Annotated in this window: 15 protein-coding genes; 7 read left to right on the top strand and 8 right to left on the bottom strand. The window is 72.6% G+C overall.

Going from position 1 to position 16,112, the window contains the following annotated elements; genetic code table 11:
* Window positions 1-11 precede the first annotated feature (11 nt).
* Complete coding sequence (locus ACWGJB_RS29480; protein ID WP_453383100.1) at window positions 12-1,649, bottom strand: APC family permease; 1,638 nt, start codon at window positions 1,647-1,649, stop codon at window positions 12-14.
* A gap of 229 nt (window positions 1,650-1,878) precedes the next feature.
* Window positions 1,879-2,292, bottom strand: coding sequence for a CoA-binding protein (locus ACWGJB_RS29475; RefSeq protein ID WP_453383099.1), 414 nt, complete (start codon window positions 2,290-2,292; stop codon window positions 1,879-1,881).
* Between the two features lie 243 nt (window positions 2,293-2,535).
* Here ACWGJB_RS29475 and ACWGJB_RS29470 point away from each other — a divergent pair, with 243 nt between their 5' ends.
* From ACWGJB_RS29470 to ACWGJB_RS29450, 5 genes are all read left to right on the top strand, one after another.
* Entirely contained in the window at window positions 2,536-3,267 is a 732-nt protein-coding gene (locus ACWGJB_RS29470; RefSeq protein ID WP_453383098.1) for a hypothetical protein, read from the top strand.
* Window positions 3,264-3,806, top strand: coding sequence for a SixA phosphatase family protein (locus ACWGJB_RS29465; protein ID WP_453383097.1), 543 nt, complete (start codon window positions 3,264-3,266; stop codon window positions 3,804-3,806). The genes ACWGJB_RS29470 and ACWGJB_RS29465 overlap by 4 nt, the downstream gene beginning before the upstream one ends.
* A gap of 80 nt (window positions 3,807-3,886) precedes the next feature.
* A complete protein-coding gene (locus ACWGJB_RS29460; protein WP_453383096.1) occupies window positions 3,887-4,519 on the top strand; it encodes a YigZ family protein in 633 nt (210 codons plus the stop codon).
* A gap of 101 nt (window positions 4,520-4,620) precedes the next feature.
* Complete coding sequence (locus ACWGJB_RS29455) at window positions 4,621-5,784, top strand: exonuclease SbcCD subunit D (protein ID WP_453383095.1); 1,164 nt, start codon at window positions 4,621-4,623, stop codon at window positions 5,782-5,784.
* 34 nt (window positions 5,785-5,818) lie between these two features.
* Window positions 5,819-8,809 carry an AAA family ATPase gene (locus ACWGJB_RS29450; protein WP_453383094.1) on the top strand — a complete coding sequence of 997 codons (2,991 nt, stop codon included), beginning with the start codon at window positions 5,819-5,821 and terminating at the stop codon, window positions 8,807-8,809.
* Here ACWGJB_RS29450 and ACWGJB_RS29445 read toward each other — a convergent pair.
* Window positions 8,806-9,252: an Lrp/AsnC family transcriptional regulator gene (locus ACWGJB_RS29445; protein WP_360495034.1), complete on the bottom strand. Its 447-nt coding sequence runs from the start codon at window positions 9,250-9,252 to the stop codon at window positions 8,806-8,808. The genes ACWGJB_RS29450 and ACWGJB_RS29445 overlap by 4 nt on opposite strands.
* Window positions 9,253-9,386: 134 nt before the next feature.
* Here ACWGJB_RS29445 and ACWGJB_RS29440 point away from each other — a divergent pair, with 134 nt between their 5' ends.
* Together ACWGJB_RS29440 and ACWGJB_RS29435 are read left to right on the top strand one after the other, a co-directional pair.
* Window positions 9,387-9,860, top strand: coding sequence for a rhodanese-like domain-containing protein (locus ACWGJB_RS29440; RefSeq protein ID WP_450763431.1), 474 nt, complete (start codon window positions 9,387-9,389; stop codon window positions 9,858-9,860).
* Window positions 9,861-9,907: 47 nt separating this feature from the next.
* The gene (locus ACWGJB_RS29435; protein ID WP_453383093.1) at window positions 9,908-10,423 is read left to right on the top strand and encodes an immunity 21 family protein; all 516 of its coding nucleotides are present in this window, start codon (window positions 9,908-9,910) and stop codon (window positions 10,421-10,423) included.
* A gap of 19 nt (window positions 10,424-10,442) precedes the next feature.
* On the opposite strand, the gene ACWGJB_RS29430 is transcribed toward ACWGJB_RS29435, so the two are convergent.
* The 5 genes from ACWGJB_RS29430 to ACWGJB_RS29410 all read right to left on the bottom strand — a co-directional run bounded on the left by ACWGJB_RS29430 (window position 10,443) and on the right by ACWGJB_RS29410 (window position 16,104).
* Complete coding sequence (locus ACWGJB_RS29430) at window positions 10,443-11,675, bottom strand: cytochrome P450 (RefSeq protein ID WP_453383092.1); 1,233 nt, start codon at window positions 11,673-11,675, stop codon at window positions 10,443-10,445.
* 34 nt (window positions 11,676-11,709) lie between these two features.
* Window positions 11,710-13,104 carry an NAD(P)/FAD-dependent oxidoreductase gene (locus ACWGJB_RS29425; protein WP_453383091.1) on the bottom strand — a complete coding sequence of 465 codons (1,395 nt, stop codon included), beginning with the start codon at window positions 13,102-13,104 and terminating at the stop codon, window positions 11,710-11,712.
* The gene (locus tag ACWGJB_RS29420) at window positions 13,091-13,318 is read right to left on the bottom strand and encodes a ferredoxin (protein WP_360495046.1); all 228 of its coding nucleotides are present in this window, start codon (window positions 13,316-13,318) and stop codon (window positions 13,091-13,093) included. The genes ACWGJB_RS29425 and ACWGJB_RS29420 overlap by 14 nt, the downstream gene beginning before the upstream one ends.
* Before the next feature lie 143 nt (window positions 13,319-13,461).
* Window positions 13,462-14,133 carry a hypothetical protein gene (locus tag ACWGJB_RS29415; RefSeq protein WP_453383090.1) on the bottom strand — a complete coding sequence of 224 codons (672 nt, stop codon included), beginning with the start codon at window positions 14,131-14,133 and terminating at the stop codon, window positions 13,462-13,464.
* A gap of 282 nt (window positions 14,134-14,415) precedes the next feature.
* Window positions 14,416-16,104, bottom strand: coding sequence for a DUF885 domain-containing protein (locus tag ACWGJB_RS29410; RefSeq protein WP_453383089.1), 1,689 nt, complete (start codon window positions 16,102-16,104; stop codon window positions 14,416-14,418).
* Window positions 16,105-16,112 lie beyond the last annotated feature (8 nt).

Below are 16,112 nucleotides of genomic sequence, written 5' to 3'. Positions count from 1 at the left end.
GTCGGGGCGGGTCAGTGCGCCGGGGCGTCCGTGACCACGACCTCGTCGATGCTGCGCTCGATCTCCTCGGCCGGGGACGAGGTTGCCTTGGCCCAGTAGTAGATGACGATCGAGAAGGCGGCGATGACCACGATGTCCCACCACAGCGGGATGTTCCCCTGGCCGCCGAAGCCGCCCTGCCAGGAGATCAGGCCCATGCCGATCAGATAGACGGGCAGCCACTGCGCGGCCCGGAAGTCCAGCCGGGGCGCGTCCGGCAGGTTCTTGCTGTGGGCGTACCAGGCGTAGCCGCCGAGCAGCAGATAACCGAGCACGATCGCAAGGCCGAGCCGCCACAGGGTGCCCCAGCCGGCCCAGTAGATGATCAGGTTGGCGACTACGAACGCCACCGGCGAGATCACCTTGCCGCCGGGCAGCCGGTACGGGCGCTCATGGCCCGGCAGCTTGTCCGCGAAGACGCCGTACGCCAGCGGAGCGCCCGCGTACATCAGCACGCTCGCGGAGGTGATGAAGCCGACCAGCTGGTGCCAGCTCGGGAACGGCAGGAAGCAGATCACGCCGGTCACGAAGGACATGACGAGCCCGAACCACGGCACACCGCGCGCATCCGTCTTGGTGAAGATCTTCGGAGCGTAGCCGTTCTTCGCCAGGCCGTAGGAGACCCGTGAGGTGGCGGTGGTGTAGATCAGACCGGTGCCGCCGGGGGAGATGATCGCGTCCAGGTAGAGGACCCAGGCCAGCCAGCCGAGGCCCACCATGGTGGCGACGCCTGCCCACGGACCGCTGTCGCCCTGGTACGCGAGGTGGGCCCAGCCGTGCGCGAAGGAGCTGTGCGACAGCGCGCCGATGAACACGACCTGGAGCAGGACATAGATGACGGCACCGATCGCGACCGAGCCGAGCGTGGCCCGCGGCAGGTCCTTCTTCGGGTTGCGGCTCTCGCCCGCCAGCTGGATCGCCTGCTCGAAGCCGAGCAGCGCGAAGATGATGCCGCTGGTGCTGATGGCGGCGAGCACGCCCTTGGCGCCGAAGGGGGCGAAGCCCTCCGAGTGGAAGTTGGCGGGGTGGAAGTTGCCGATCGCGATGATGAAGATAGCGGCCAGCGGAACGGCGATCTTCCACCAGGTCGCGGCGCTGTTGGTGTGCGCCAACACGCGCACGCCGAAGAAGTTCACGCCGACGAAGAGCGCCATCAGCACGATCGCCACCAGCAGACCGCTGGCCGTCAGGGTCTTGTCGGCGTGCTGGAAGTGCTGGGCCCACGACCAGTGACCGGCGTAGCCGATCATGGCCTCGACCTCGATCGGCGCCACCGTCGCGGCCTGGAGCCAGGAGAACCAGCCGAAGGACATGCCGGCCAGGCCGCCGAACGCGTAGTGCGGGTAGCGGGCCGTACCGCCCGCCACCGGGAACATGCCGCCGAGCTCGGCGTGCACCAGTGCCAGGAGCACGATCGCGACCGCGCCGATCACCCACGAGATGATCGCCGAGGGACCGGCCTGTATGACCGCGTCGTGCGCGCCGTACAGCCAGCCGGAGCCGATGATCGAGCCCACGGAGGCCCACATCAGGCCGATCAGCCCGACGTCCCTCCTCAGACCGCCCGAAGGTGTGGTGTCCTCCGTCGCGGCTTTCTCGACACTCACCATGTCAAGTGGCCTCTCAGTTTCTGAACGCAGATTTAACGAGCAAGAGGCCACAAGCTAAGGGTGCACGCCGCTCTGGCTGAAGAGTGTTTCCAAAAATTTGACCCTCGATCTTTCCTGTCTTGGTCAAAGCTTTTGCACAGGTCAGCAAGGGTCACGGAATGTCCGTATTCAGCTGCGATAAGTGAGAAGAGGGTAAGACAGGAAAGCTCAGATCTTCCTCAAATAAAGCTCAGGTCCGGTCCAGCCGGGGAATTTCGATAGCCGGGCAGTGGTCCATGACCATGTCGAGGCCGGCATCGCGGGTGCGCTGGTAAGCCGCCTCGTCGATCACCCCGAGCTGGAACCACACCGCCTTCGCGCCCCTCGCCACCGCCTCGTCCGCGACCGCGCCGGCCAGCTCGCTGTTGACGAAGACGTCCACCACGTCCACGTCGAAGGGGATGTCCGCGAGTGAGGCGTAGCCCTGCTCCCCGTGCACCGTTTCCGCCTTGGGATGGACCGGTACGACCCGCTTGCCGAACCGCTGCAGCACCTGTGCCACTCCGTATGCCGCGCGTCCCCGGTTGGACGACAGGCCGACCACCGCCCAGGTGTCACCCGTCTCGGTCAGGATCCTGCGGATCGTCGCTTCGTCGCCGTACATCGTCGGCCTCCTCGGCTCGGGGGAACATCTGTCGTGGCCAACAGTGCCCGCCCGGACCCTGATTCCCTGGCCCGGGCCGGACCCGCGCAGTACCGCTGGGACACTCTTCGCGGCCGCAGTGGCGGCAGACGCAGTGGCAGAAACAGTGGCAGAAGGTGTCCCATGTCCCGCATGTCCCGCCACGGTGACCGGAATCGGAGCAAGGTGCCTGCATACGGCCGTCCAGCCGCCTACGCTCAGCCCGTGCTCCGCATCCTCGACGCCACGACCGGTGAGACCGTCCCCGCCGCCCCCGCCCGCCGCGCCCTGACCCGGGTCGAGGCCCATGCCTCCGGGTACGACCTGACGGCGCTGCGGGTGCTGCTCACCACCGACCTGCTCCTGCGCGCCCTGGAGATCGGCGGCACCCCGGTCCTGCCCCTGCTCACCGCCGACCACCACCAGGCCGAGCTGCACGCCGCCGCCACCACCCTCGGTATCCGCCCCTTCGAGGACGGCCGCGACCTCGCGTCGGGACTGGGCGAGGCCCAGGTCGTCCATGTGACGGCGGAGGGCGTGACCGTGCCCGGCGCCGGGGTGACCGTCACTGTCGCTCCCGCAGGTGGCCCCGACGCCGGTGTTCTCCACGGGCTCGCCGACCCCGCCGCGCTCCGGCTCGCCCTGCTCGACGTCCCGCGCGGCACGGCCGTCCACCTCGGCGCCGGCGCTCTCGACGCGGCCGGCCGCAGGCTCGGACGACTCCGGCAGGCCGTGGCCCAGTGGGCGCGCAGCCCCTCGCGGCCGGTGCCCGAGAAGGTGCGGGGGCGGCTGCGGGACGCCTGGGAGGGCGACCTCGACGTACCCGGGGTGCTCGGCGTCCTGCGCTGGATGGAGAACCAGCCCGAGATCCCCGACGGCGCCCGCTTCGAGACCTGCGCCTACGCCGACCGGCTGCTCGCCCTCGACCTCACCCGTGACCTCGGGAGCACGGCATGATCGCCCGCGCGGGCGCGGGACCGCTGCGCCGCCTGGTCGTCCTGCGGCACGCCAAGTCGGCCTGGCCCGAGGGCGTCCCCGACCAGCTGCGTCCGCTCGCGCCCCGCGGGCGCCGTGACGCCCCCGCCGCCGGCCGCGCCCTCGCCGAGTCCGACTGCCTGCCCGACCTCGCGGTCTGCTCCACCGCGCTGCGCGCCCGGCAGACCTGGGAGCTGGCCTCCGGCCAGTGGGGCACGCCCGCGCCGGTTCGCCACGACCGGCGGGTGTACGCGGCGGGTGTACCCGAGCTCCTGGAGGTGGTGCGCGAGGTCCCGCCCGAGGTGGAGACGCTGTTGCTGGTCGGGCACAACCCGGGACTGGAGGAACTGGTCCTGGAACTGGCCGGGGACGGCCTGGACGACACCGTGGAGCAGGTGCGGAAGAAGTTCCCGACGTCGGCGATCGCCGTCCTGGCCTGGCACGGGACGGCATGGGCGGCGCTGGGCCCGGGGACGGCGCTGCTGACGGACGTGACGGTGGCGCGGGGCGGCCACGGGTAGGCCCCACCCCGCCACGCGGCCGGGACGGGGCAGCTCCGCCTCGGGCCGGGTGCGCCCGCGAGTCCGCATAGGCTGGGCGGATGCAGGACGAGTACCGCACAGTCGCCCGCACGGGCACCCACGAGACCGAGGTCAACCGCTCCCGTTTCCTGTGCGCCCTCGCCCCGGCGGCCACCGAGCAGGAGGCCCAGGACTTCGTCGCGCGCGTCCGCAAGGAGCACGCCGACGCCAGCCACAACTGCTGGGCCTACGTCATCGGCGCCGACGCCTCCACCCAGAGGGCCAGTGACGACGGCGAACCGGGCGGCACCGCCGGCGTCCCCATGCTCCAGATGCTGCTGCGCCGCGACATGCGGTACGTCGTCGCCGTCGTCACCCGCTACTACGGCGGGGTCAAGCTCGGCGCCGGCGGACTCATCCGCGCGTACGGCGGAGCCGTCGGCGAGGCCCTGGACAGCCTCGGCGCGATCACCCGCCGCCGCTTCCGGCTGGCCACGGTGACCGTCGACCACCAGCGGGCCGGCAAGATCCAGAACGACCTGCGCGCCACCGGCCGCGAGGTCCGTGACGTCCGCTACGGCGAGGCGGTCACCATCGAGATCGGGTTGCCGGACACCGACGTGGCAACGTTCCGCGCCTGGCTCGCCGACGCGACCGCGGGCACGGCGAGCCTCGAACTGGGCGGGGAGGCCTACGGAGACGCGGGACAGTGAGCACCAACTGGACATAACGGCTCTAATTCATTCGGCTCATGACGGGCTGATACGGGAGTAACCGCCCGTGATGTCAGACCCGGCCGTTAACCTCGGGGATCATGAGACTCCTGCACACTTCCGACTGGCACCTCGGCCGGGCGTTCCACCGGGTGAACATGCTCGGCGCCCAGGCCGAGTTCATCGGTCACCTCGTGGCGACCGTGCGTGAGCATGCGGTCGACGCCGTGGTCGTGTCGGGAGACGTGTACGACCGCGCGGTCCCGCCGCTGGCCGCGGTCGAGCTGTTCGACGACGCCCTGCACCGGCTGGCCGACCTGGGCGTGCCCACGGTGATGATCTCCGGCAACCACGACTCGGCCCGCCGCCTGGGCGTCGGCGCCGGTCTCATCGACCGCGCGGGCATCCATCTGCGCACCGAGCCGTCGGCCTGCGGCACACCCGTCGTGCTCGCCGACGACTTCGGCGACGTCGCCTTCTACGGCCTGCCGTATCTCGAACCGGCCCTGGTGAAGGACGAGTTCGCCGTCGAGAAGGCCGGGCACGAGCCGGTGCTGGCCGCCGCCATGGACCGGGTCCGCGCCGACCTCGCCGCCCGCCCGCCGGGCACGCGTTCCGTCGTCCTCGCGCACGCCTTCGTCACCGGCGGCGAGGCCAGCGACAGCGAGCGGGACATCACCGTCGGCGGGGTGGCCGCCGTCCCGGCCGGAGTCTTCGACGGCGTCGACTACGTCGCGCTGGGCCACCTGCACGGCTGCCAGACCATCACCGAGCGCGTCCGCTACTCCGGGTCCCCGCTGGCGTACTCCTTCTCCGAGGCCGACCACCGCAAGAGCATGTGGCTCGTCGAGCTGGCCGCCGACGGCGCCGTCACCGCCGAGCGCCTGGACTGCCCGGTCCCGCGCCACCTGGCGCGCATCCGCGGCACGCTCGACGACCTGCTCGCCGACCCCGCCCTGACCCGGCACGAGTCCGCCTGGATCGAGGCCACCCTCACCGACCCGGTCCGCCCCGCCGACCCGATGGCCCGGCTCGCCGACCGCTTCCCGCACGCCCTCAGCCTGGTCTTCGCCCCCGACCGTGCCCCGGACGACCCCGACGTGACCTACGCCCGCCGCCTGGCCGGCCGCACCGACCGCCAGATCGCCGAGGACTTCGTCGCCCATGTCCGCGGCGCGGGCCCCGACCAGCGGGAACTGACCGTGCTGGGCGACGCCTTCGACGCCGTGCACGCTGACCTCGCGGTGCGGGAGGTGGCGCGGTGAGGACGCACGCGCGACGGATCACGGAGGCCGCCCAGTGAGGCTGCACCGGCTCGACATCACCGCCTTCGGCCCCTTCGGCGCCGCCCAGAGCGTCGACTTCGACGCGCTCTCCGCCGCCGGGCTCTTCCTGCTGCACGGCCCGACCGGCGCCGGAAAGACCTCCGTCCTGGACGCCGTCTGCTACGCGCTCTACGGCACCGTCCCGGGCGCCCGCCAGAGCGGCCAGGGCACATCCCTGCGCAGCGACCACGCCGACCCGGCCACCCGCACCGAGATCCGCCTCGAACTCACCGTCGGCGGACGCCGGTTGGAGATCACCCGGCAGCCGCCCTGGGAGCGCCCCAAGAAACGCGGCTCCGGCACCACCCTGGACAAGGCCCAGACCTGGCTGCGCGAGTACGACGCCACGGGCGGCGCCTGGAAGGATCTCAGCCGCTCCCACCAGGAGATCGGCGAGGAGATCAGCCAGCTGCTCGGCATGAGCCGCGAGCAGTTCTGCCAGGTCGTCCTGCTGCCCCAGGGCGACTTCGCCCGATTCCTGCGCGCCGACGCCGGGGCCCGCGGCCAGCTGCTCGGCCGCCTCTTCGACACCCAGCGCTTCGCCGACGTCGAGAAGCGCCTCGCAGAGCGCCGGAAGGCGGCCGAGGCCCGGGTACGGGACGGCGACTCCGCGCTGCTGGCCGACGCACACCGTATGCAGCAGGAAGCCGGCGACGCGATGGAGCTGCCGGAGCTGTCCCCGGGCGAGCCCGGCCTCGCCGAGGCCGTCCTCACCGCCGCCGCCGTCGCCCGCAGCACCGCCCGCGAGCACCTCACCCTCGCCCACTGCCGCCTCACCGCGGCCGAGTCCGCCCAGTTCGCCGCCGACCGCGCACTGGCCGGCGTCCGCGAACTGGCACGGTTGCAGGGCCGGTTCGCCGAGGCCCGGGAGCGGGCCGTACGGCTGGAGGAGCGGGCCGGGGACCGCCGTGCGGCGCAGGCGCGGATGGAGCGGGGGCGGCAGGCGGCGGCGGTGGCGCCGGCACTGGAGCTGCGGGACGCCGCCGAGGCCGGGCACCGGGAGGCGGCAGCAGCCGAGGCACGCACGCGTGCGCTGCTGCCGGAGACCTTCATGGGAGCCGGTGCGACGGGGCTCGCCACCGCTGCCCGCCGGGCCGCCGAGGAGCTGGGCGGGCTGGAATCCGCGCGCCGGGCCGAGCGACGGCTCGCCGAGGTCGTGGACGAGCGCGGGCGCCTGGACCGGCAGGAGCGGGACGACGAGGACGCCCTGCGCGAGGCCGCGGGCTGGCTCGCCGACTGGGACACCGTACGCGCGGGACTGGGGACCCGGATCGACTCCGCCCAGGAGGCCGCGACCCGCGCCGAGCAGCTCGCCGTCCAGCGCGATCCCGCCCGCCGGCGGCTGGCGGCGGCGCGGCTGCGGGACGAGCTGGGCCGGGACACGGACGAGGCCCAGCGCAGGGCCCTGGCCTCCGCGCGGCAGGCCGTCGACGCACGGGCCCACTGGCTGGACCTCAAGGAACAGCGCCTGAACGGCATCGCCGCCGAGCTGGCCGCCGATCTCACCGACGGCGCACCGTGTGCGGTCTGCGGGTCCACCGAACATCCGGCGCCCGCGCGGAAGTTCGCGGGGCATGTCGACCGGCAGGCGGAGGAGCGGGCGCTCGCCGCCTACCAGCGCGCCGACGAACAGCGCGCCGAGGACGAGCGGCGCCTCGGCACCGTCCGCGAGGCACTGGCCGCCGCCACCGCCGAGGCGACCGACACCCCCACCAGTCAACTCGCCGCCGATGCCGATGAGCTGGAGCAGGAGTACGCGCTGGCCCGGCGCGCGGCCTCCGACCTGCACGCGGCGCAGGAGGAGCTGCGGCTCGCCGAGCAGGAGCGCGAGCGCCGGCTGGCCGGCCGGCAGCAGGCCGAGGTCCGGGCCGCCGCCCGGCTGACCCGGCGGGACGGTCTCGACACGGAACTGGCCACTCTGGAAGAGGAGTTGGTCACGGCCCGGGGCGGTGCGGCAAGTGTCGCCGCCCGGGCCGCACAGCTGGAGCGGCAGGTGACGCTGCTCACCGACGCCGCCGACGCCGCCCGCGCCGCCGACGACTCCGCCCGGCATCTGAAGGACGCCGACGCCCGGCTCGCCGACGCCGCCTTCCGGGCCGGCTTCGACACCCCGCGGGACGCGGCCGCCGCCCTCCTCGACGACACCGCCCACCGCCAACTCCAACGGCGCCTGGACGACTGGCAGTCCGAGGAGACGGCGGTGCGCGCGGTGCTGGCGGAGGCCGACACCGCGGCGGCCGCCCAGCAGCCGCCCGCCGACCTCGACGCGGCGGAGCGTGCCGCCGCCACGGCGGCCCGGTCGCTGCGCGACGCCGCCTCCGCCCGGGACCGGGCCGACCGCTGCCGCGCCGAACTCGACCGGCTGTCCGCCCGCGCGACCGAGGGCGTGCGCCGGCTCGGGCCGCTGCGCGAGGAGTACGAGCGGGTCGCCCGGCTCGCCGCCCTCACCGCCGGCACTTCCGCCGACAACGAGCGCCGGATGCGGCTGGAGTCGTACGTCCTGGCGGCCCGCCTGGAACAGGTCGCCGCCGCCGCGACCGTGCGCCTGCACCGCATGTCCTCCGGCCGCTACACCCTCGTCCACTCCGACGACCGCACCGGACGCGGCCGCAGCGGCCTCGGGCTGCACGTCGTCGACGCCTGGACCGGACGCGAGCGGGACACCGCCACCCTGTCCGGCGGCGAGACCTTCTTCGCCTCCCTCGCGCTCGCCCTCGGCCTCGCCGACGTCGTCACCGACGAGGCCGGCGGGGTCCGGCTCGACACCCTCTTCATCGACGAGGGCTTCGGCAGCCTCGACGACCAGACCCTGGACGAGGTCCTCGACGTCCTCGACTCGCTGCGCGAACGCGACCGCAGCGTGGGCATCGTCAGTCATGTCCCGGACCTGCGCCGCCGTATCCACGCCCAACTGGAGGTGGCGAAGGGCAGATCGGGCTCGACGCTGCACCGGCGCGGGGTCTAGGTACCGATGGCGCGGCGGGGGAGGGGCGATGAGTAGACGACGCTCGTCGTCACCGAGCCCAGGGTGCCGATCCTGCCGGAGATCTCCTCCAGGTGGCGCATCGAGCGGGCGGTGACCTTGATGACGAAGCAGTCGTCCCCCGTGACGTGGTGCGCCTCCAGGATCTCGGGGGTGGCGGCGACCAGGTCGTGGAACGGCCGGTAGTTGCCGTTCGGGTAGCGCAGCCGGACGAAGGCCAGGATCGGCAGGCCCAGCCGCTCCGGGTCGACCACGGCCGCGTACCCCTGGATCACGCCCGCTTCCTCGAGGCGGCGCACCCGCTCGGTCACGGCGCTCGGGGACATCGCGACGGCACGCGCCAGTTCGGCGAAGCTGGCCCGGCCCTCGCGCTGGAGGACGTCGAGGATGCGCCAGTCGGTGGCGTCCGGGGAAAACACGGTCATGGCGGATGGATAACAGGGAATCCCCGGCCGGACAAGGCCAGGGCCGGGGATCGTACCTTCAGGGCGATCGGTCACCGGCCGTAGATTTCCGGTCATGGAGATCCGCCGCACCGGCGGCCAGTGAAAGGCCCCAGATGACCGCCACCACCGTGAACCCCGTCCTGCGCGTCGCCCCCGCCGCGCCCGCCGAGGCCGCCGCCCACTTCCGGGCGAGCCTCGTCTTCCACGCCGATGTCTCCGACGTGGCCGCCGCCCTCGCCGCCGACGGCGACCCCGGCTTCGTCGTCCTGGACTCCCGCTCCACCGAGTCCTGGGACCAGGGCCACATCCCGGGCGCCGTCCACCTGCCCACCGCGCTGATCCCCGAGCAGGCGGCCCGGCTCCTCGACAGGGACGTGCCCGTGGTCACGTACTGCTGGGGTCCCGGCTGCAACGGTGCGACCCGTGCCGCCCTCGCGCTGGCCGAACTCGGCTACCGGGTAAAGGAGTTGCTCGGGGGGTTCGAGTACTGGGTGCGTGAGGGCTTCGAGTTCGAGACCTGGCAGGGCCGTACGCGCCGGGCTCCGGACCCGCTGACCGCGCCCGTCGAGGGCGACTGCGGTTGCTGATTCCCTGAGGCGAACTTGTGCTGTCGCTGTACGTGTAGGTTCACCCCATGACTCGTTATGCGGATCCAGGCGCGGTGGAGTGGGTGGAGTCGGGCGGCGGCCCGCTCGTGGCGGTCCCGGAGACGGTCCTGCCGTTCTGGGCCGGAGCCGACAGCGAGGAACTGGCCACCGACTACGACCGGGCCTGCGAGGTCGACGGCTACGTCGGACTGCTCCCGGTCGGGGACAGCGCGGCCCTGGTCCTCGGCGACGAACCCGCCTCGACGTCCTTCCTGCCGGACCACGGCACGTTCATACGCTGGTCCGCCGCCAACTCCGAGGACGAGCTGCTGGCCCAGGTCCCCGCCGCGCTCGACAGCGCGGTGTGGGAGAACGAGATCCGCTGGCAGGTGCCGGGCCCCGTCGTCCTGTTCGACTCCGCCTGGCCGGGCGGCGACGCGGAGGGCGGGGACCATCTGCGGGTCCCGCTGGAGCCCGGCACCTACGAGGTGCACGCCGCCTACACCAGGCCCGGCCCGGAAACCTGGCTGGGCCTGGTGCGGTTGCGCCGGATCGAGGCCTGACGACCCCTCAGCTCACCCGTCACCTCACCCCGTCGATCGCGATCTTGAGGTGGCGCGGACCGCGCAGCACCGCGTTCGGACGGTAGGGCGGCGGGTCCTCGACGAGTCGCGGGTTGTCGAGCCGGCGGGCCAACTGGGCCAGCGCGAGCTGGGCTTCGATACGAGCCAGCGGAGCGCCGAAACAACTGTGGATGCCGCTGCCGAAGCCGAGGTGCTGGATGTCCTGGCGGTCCGGGTCGAACCGGTCGGGGTCCGGGAACCGCTCCGGGTCCCGGTTGCCGGCGCCCAGGACGAGCCAGATGCGCGAACCCTTGGGGATGGTCACCCCGCGCACCTCGATGTCGGCGATACAGGTGCGCTGCGGCACCAGCTGCACCGGTGGCTCGTAACGCAGCAGTTCCTCCACGATCCGCACCGACAGTCCCGGGTCGTTGCGCAGCCGCTCCAGCACCTCCGGATGCCGCAGCAGCGTGAGCATGCCGTTGGTGATCAGGTTGACGGTCGTCTCATGGCCGGCGATGAGCAGCAGCACCGCGGTGCTCAGTACCTCCATGGTCGTCATGGCGCCGTCCGGACCGCTGCTGTGCACCAGGTCGGACAGCATGTCGTCACGGGGTTCCTTGGCACGCTGCTCCACCAGCCCGTTCAGGTACATGCCCAGCTGCAGCCGGGCCTCCTGCGCGGTGCGCTGGGAGTCGGCGGCCGTACGGCTGTCGGGATCCAGGCCGGCGACGATCGGGTCGACCCAGGCACGGAAACGGGGCTCGTCCTCGCGCGGCACACCGAGCAGCCGGCAGATCGCGGTGACCGGGAAGGGGTATGCGACCTGGTCGACGAGGTCGATCTCCCGGGCGTCCCCGAGGCCGTCGATGAGACCGGTGATGATCTCGTCCAGCTGGCCCCGCATGTCGTCGATCCGGCGCGGCCGGTGCGGTGGCCCGAAGGAGCTGTTGGCGATCCTGCGCAGCCGGTCGTGCTCCGGCGGGTCGAGCCGGATGAAGCTCGGCGGCAGTCCCGTGGCCTCCGGACCGGACAGGTCGTCGTGGCCGCCGGCGGTCACGTTGGACTCGTCGGAGCTGATCCGCGGATCGTGGAGCAGGGCCTCGATGTCGTGGTAGGAGCTGATGAGGTAGGGGCCGTCGTCCTCCTCATGCAGCACCGGCGTCTTGCGGAGTTCCTCGTACACCGGGTACGGGTTGGCGCGGTTCGCGAAGTCGGTGATCTGGCGCAACATCGAGGTCTGCGTCGTCATGACAGGTCCTTGGGACGTCGGGGCCGGGGCACGGTCAGTGGCGGGCGGGGTGGAAGACCAGCTGCTGGTCGGTCGGCGAGTAGCCGCTGAGGGTCACCATGGGACCGTGCGTAGGCAGCGCGGGGTCCGGGAAGTCGGCGTCGACCGGCAGCCGGCCCTCGGGACGGCGGTCCACCGTCGGGAACTCCACCGGGAACGGCGCGCCCTTCTCGATCTGCCGCTGGTAGAACTCCAGCCACCGTGTGTTGTCGAAGCTCACCGCGGCGATCGTCCGGCCCTTGTGGCCGTACACCCCGATGAACCGGCGTTCGGCCAGCGAACCCTGCGTGATCATGATCTGCTCGCCCATCGGCGGCACCCCGACGGACTTGATGTTCACGCCGAACTGGGACGACCAGAACGCCGGTACCCACAGATGCGGCCTGCGCTCGGCGCTCGGGCTGATCATGTTGTGCGCGGCGATCTCGGCCTGCGCGACCGCGTTGCCCCAGTGCTCAAGGGAGAGGAACTGATAGCCGAACAGGGCGTGCGGGGACCGGGCGACATCGCCGGCGACGAAGATGTCGTCGGTGACGATGCCCCGGAAGTCGAAGGCACGGCAGCCAGCGTCGCAGGCGATGCCCCGGGGGCCCGCGCCGAGACCGGATCCGGTGAGCCAGCCGGTGTTGCGGGTCGCACCGAGCGACACGATCACGACGTCCGCCTCGACGATGCTCTCGTCGGACAGATGGACGGCGCGCACCCGGCCGGCCGGGTCGCCCTCCAGCGCGGTGACCATGACCCCGGTGCGCAGGTCCACCCCGTGCTCGCGGTGCATGTCGGCCGCGACCGCGCCGATCACCCCGCCCAGGGCGCCCACCAGCGGCGCACCGGCGCGTTCCGCCACGGTGACCTCGATCCCGTGCTCCCGGCAGGCCGAGGCGATCTCCGAACCGGTGAACCCGGCGCCGATCACGAACACCCGGCGCGGGCCGGCCTTCAGCCGCCGCAGCAGCGCGGCGGCTTCGTCCCGGGTGCGCAGGGTGAACACGCCGTCCAGCCGGGCCTCGTCCTCCTTGGGCCAGGGCCGGGCGCTCACTCCGGTCGCGATCAGCAGACGGTCGTACTCGACCTCGTCGCCGTCGGCCAGCCGTACCCGCCTGGCCTCGATGTCGAGACCGGTCGCCGCGACCCCCAGCCGCCACTTCGCGTCGATCTCCCGGCGGCGGGGCAGTTCGGTGTGGTTCGGGGACGCCTTGCCGAGCAGCACCGCCTTGGACAGCGGCGGCCGGTCGTACGGCTCGTACGGCTCGTCGCCGATCATGGTGAGTTCGCCGGCGAAGCCCTCGGCGCGCAGCGTCTCGGCGCCGCGCAGCCCGGCCAGCGAGGCACCCACGATCACGATCCGGCCCTCCCGCCGGAGCCAGTCGAGATAGTCAGCGGGCGCCATCGGACGTCCCTCCCACGGCCCCGTCCAGGCCGTCGGCGGTGATTGCCTGCACCGGGCAGGCGGCGACGGCACGGGCCAGCCGCTCCCGCTGCTCCTCCTCGGCGTGTGGGCTGTAGACGAGCGATTCCTCGCCGTGCATGGTGAAGACGTCCGGGGCGAGGAACGCGCACTGCGCGTATCCCTGACATCTGTTGAGATCGACGACAAGGCGCATCATGGCTCCGCCCTTCCGGTGGCCAGGTGTCGGGCGTACCGCCGCCCGTGGCTTCGGTCTCGGACCGCGGAGAACTCCCCGCACGTCAGCATGGGCGCTCGTGAGTGCCACCGCGCGCCGGGGGCTTCCGATCGGGTGAGTGCTCAGGACGCCGGGGCCGCGGCGGAACGCCGGAAACCCGCCACGACGATGTACGAGCTGAGCAGCAGTGACCAGGCCGGGAACACCAGCTCGGCCCACGGCACGATCGACGACACGAACAGCAGGACCAGGGTGCTGAGGAAACCCAGCACCGTGAGCCAGCGCGGCAGGATGCCCAGTCGGTGCCCGATCACCGAGGTGGAGCAGACGAAGACGGCCGCCATCCGCATCGCGTAGCCGGTCATCAGCGTGTACGCGAAGTGCTGGCCGAAGTCCCAGGTGGGCCGGGAGGGTGAGGTACCCGCCGGGTGCGCGGTGTCCAGCAGGGCCGCGGCCGCCGCGGCGGCGCCGAACATCGTGGCCGTGAAGACCAGCCCGCTGCCGAGGAACACGGTGGCGACGAACCGGTCCTCGCTGTCTCCGACGTGGGTGCGCACCGCGCCGACGAACCAGAGGAAGAAGATGCCGGCGAACGGCACCAGCATGAGGGCCGCGTGGACGGCGCTGCGCTGGGCGGGGTCCGCTGCCTGGGCGTTGACCGCGTCGGCGCCCTCCGGGACCCCCAGCCGGATCAGCACGATCGCGGCGGCCAGCAGGAGCGCGAAGACGATGCCGGCCACACCGGCGGCACGCGGGGCCTCCAGCGACTGCCGCCGGGGCGTGGAGGTCTGCATGCGCGGCTCGCTTCCTGTGCGATGGCCCCCCGCACCAGCAAGCCGCCTGCGCCTGTCCGCCGCCACCGGAGCACCCCCGAACGGCAGACGGCGCCACCTCGGTCGCCGTCCGCCGCGCGCTGCCGGGCGCGGGCCCGGCGAGGTCGACGCGGCCGTGGCCGCACGGTTCCCGGCCGGACAGCGGGGCCGGCCCCGACGACCCGGCGCGGCTCGTCGCACGAGGCACGCCGGATCACCGGGCAGGTCGTCGGCTCCGAGGCGGCTACCGCCGCTGACGTGCCGTCAGAGCTGCGACAGTTCGTCCACCAGGTCGTCCAGGCCCAGTGACCCCTGGGACAGGGCCGCCATGTGCCAGGCCTTGAGGTCGAAAGCGTCGCCGCGCCGCTCGCGGGCCTGCTCCCGGCCCAGCAGCCAGGCCCGCTCGCCCAGCTTGTAGCCGATGGCCTGCCCCGGCATGGACAGATAGCGGGTCAGCTCACTCTCCACGAAGTCCGCCGGGCGACTGCTGTGCGAGCCGAAGAACTCCTGCGCCAGCTCCGGCGTCCAGCGCTCCCCGGGGTGGAAGGGGGAGTCGTCCGGGATCGTCAGCTCCAGGTGCATGCCGATGTCGATGATGACCCGCGCGGCGCGCATCATCTGCGCGTCCAGGTAACCGAGCCGGCGCTCCGGGTCGGTGAGGAAGCCCAGCTCGTCCATCAGCCGCTCCGCGTACAGCGCCCAGCCCTCGGCGTTGGCGCTGACCATGCCCACGCTGGCCTGGTAGCGGGAGAGGTTGTCGGCGATGTGCTTCCACTGCGCCAGCTGGAGGTGGTGGCCGGGTACGCCCTCGTGGTACCAGGTCGAGACCAGGTCGTAGACCGGGAACCGGGTCTGGCCCATGGTCGGCAGCCAGGTGCAGCCCGGGCGCGAGAAGTCGTCCGACGGCGGCGTGTAGTACGGCGCCGCCGCGCTGCCGGGGGGAGCGATCCTGGACTCGACGCGGCGGACCCGCTCGGCCAGGTCGAAGTGGGTGCCGTCCAGCTTTTCGATGGCCTCGTCCATCACGGACTGCAGCCAGCGCTGGACCTCGTCGACGCCCTCGATGTGGCTGCCGTGCTCGTCCAGGTGCGCCAGCGCCACCCACGGCGTGGCCGCGCCGGGCAGGATCTTCTCGGCCTCGGTCTTCATCTCGCCGAGCAGCCGGTGGTACTCGGCCCAGCCGTACGCGTACGCCTCGTCCAGGTCGAGGTCGGTGCCGTTGTACTGGCGGACCCAGCGGGCGTACCGCTCGCGGCCCACCACGTCCGGGGCGCCCTCGATCGCCGGCGCGTACACGTCCCGCATCCACTCGCGCAGCGCCGCGACGCCCTGGGTGGCGGCGCGGGCCGCCTCGTCCAGCTCGGCGCGCAGCGCCTCGGGCCCGGCCGCGGCGAACTGCTCGAACCAGCCCCGGCCGTCGCCCGTGTCGGTCCATTCGCCGAGCTGTCCGACGAAGGTGGCGGTGGCGCGCGGACCCGCGTGCAGCTTCCGCTCCAGACCGAGTTCCAGGGACTGCCGGTAGCCCTCCAGCGCGGCCGGCACGGCGCGCAGCCGCTCGGCGACCGCCGCCCAGTCCTCCTCGGTGGCCGTGGGCGTCACGGTGAACACCTGGCGTACCGCGTGCGCGGCCGAGCTCAGGTTGCTGACGGAACGCAGGCTCTCGTCCGCCTCGTGCACGGCCAGGGAGGCGGTGAGCCGCTCGCGCAGCAGACGCGCGCAGCGACGCTCGATGTCACTGTCCGCGCCGGGCTGCCGTTCGGCCTCGTCGAGCTTGGCGAGCGTGTCACGCTGGAGCTGGGCGAGCGCCTCGGCGCCGGCCGGTGAGGTGTCCGGCAGACGGCTCGAACTCTCTTTGACACCGAGGAACGTACCGGTGATCGGATCGAGGGCGATGAGCTCGTCGACGAAGGTGTCGGCGACCTGGCGGGGCAGCGGGCTGTTGGTCTGTGACATGCCCTCCA

The sequence above is a fragment of the Streptomyces sp. NPDC054813 genome (assembly GCF_053611365.1).
Note: the sequence above shows the minus strand (reverse complement) of the source record. Positions and strands in the feature narration are given on the sequence as shown.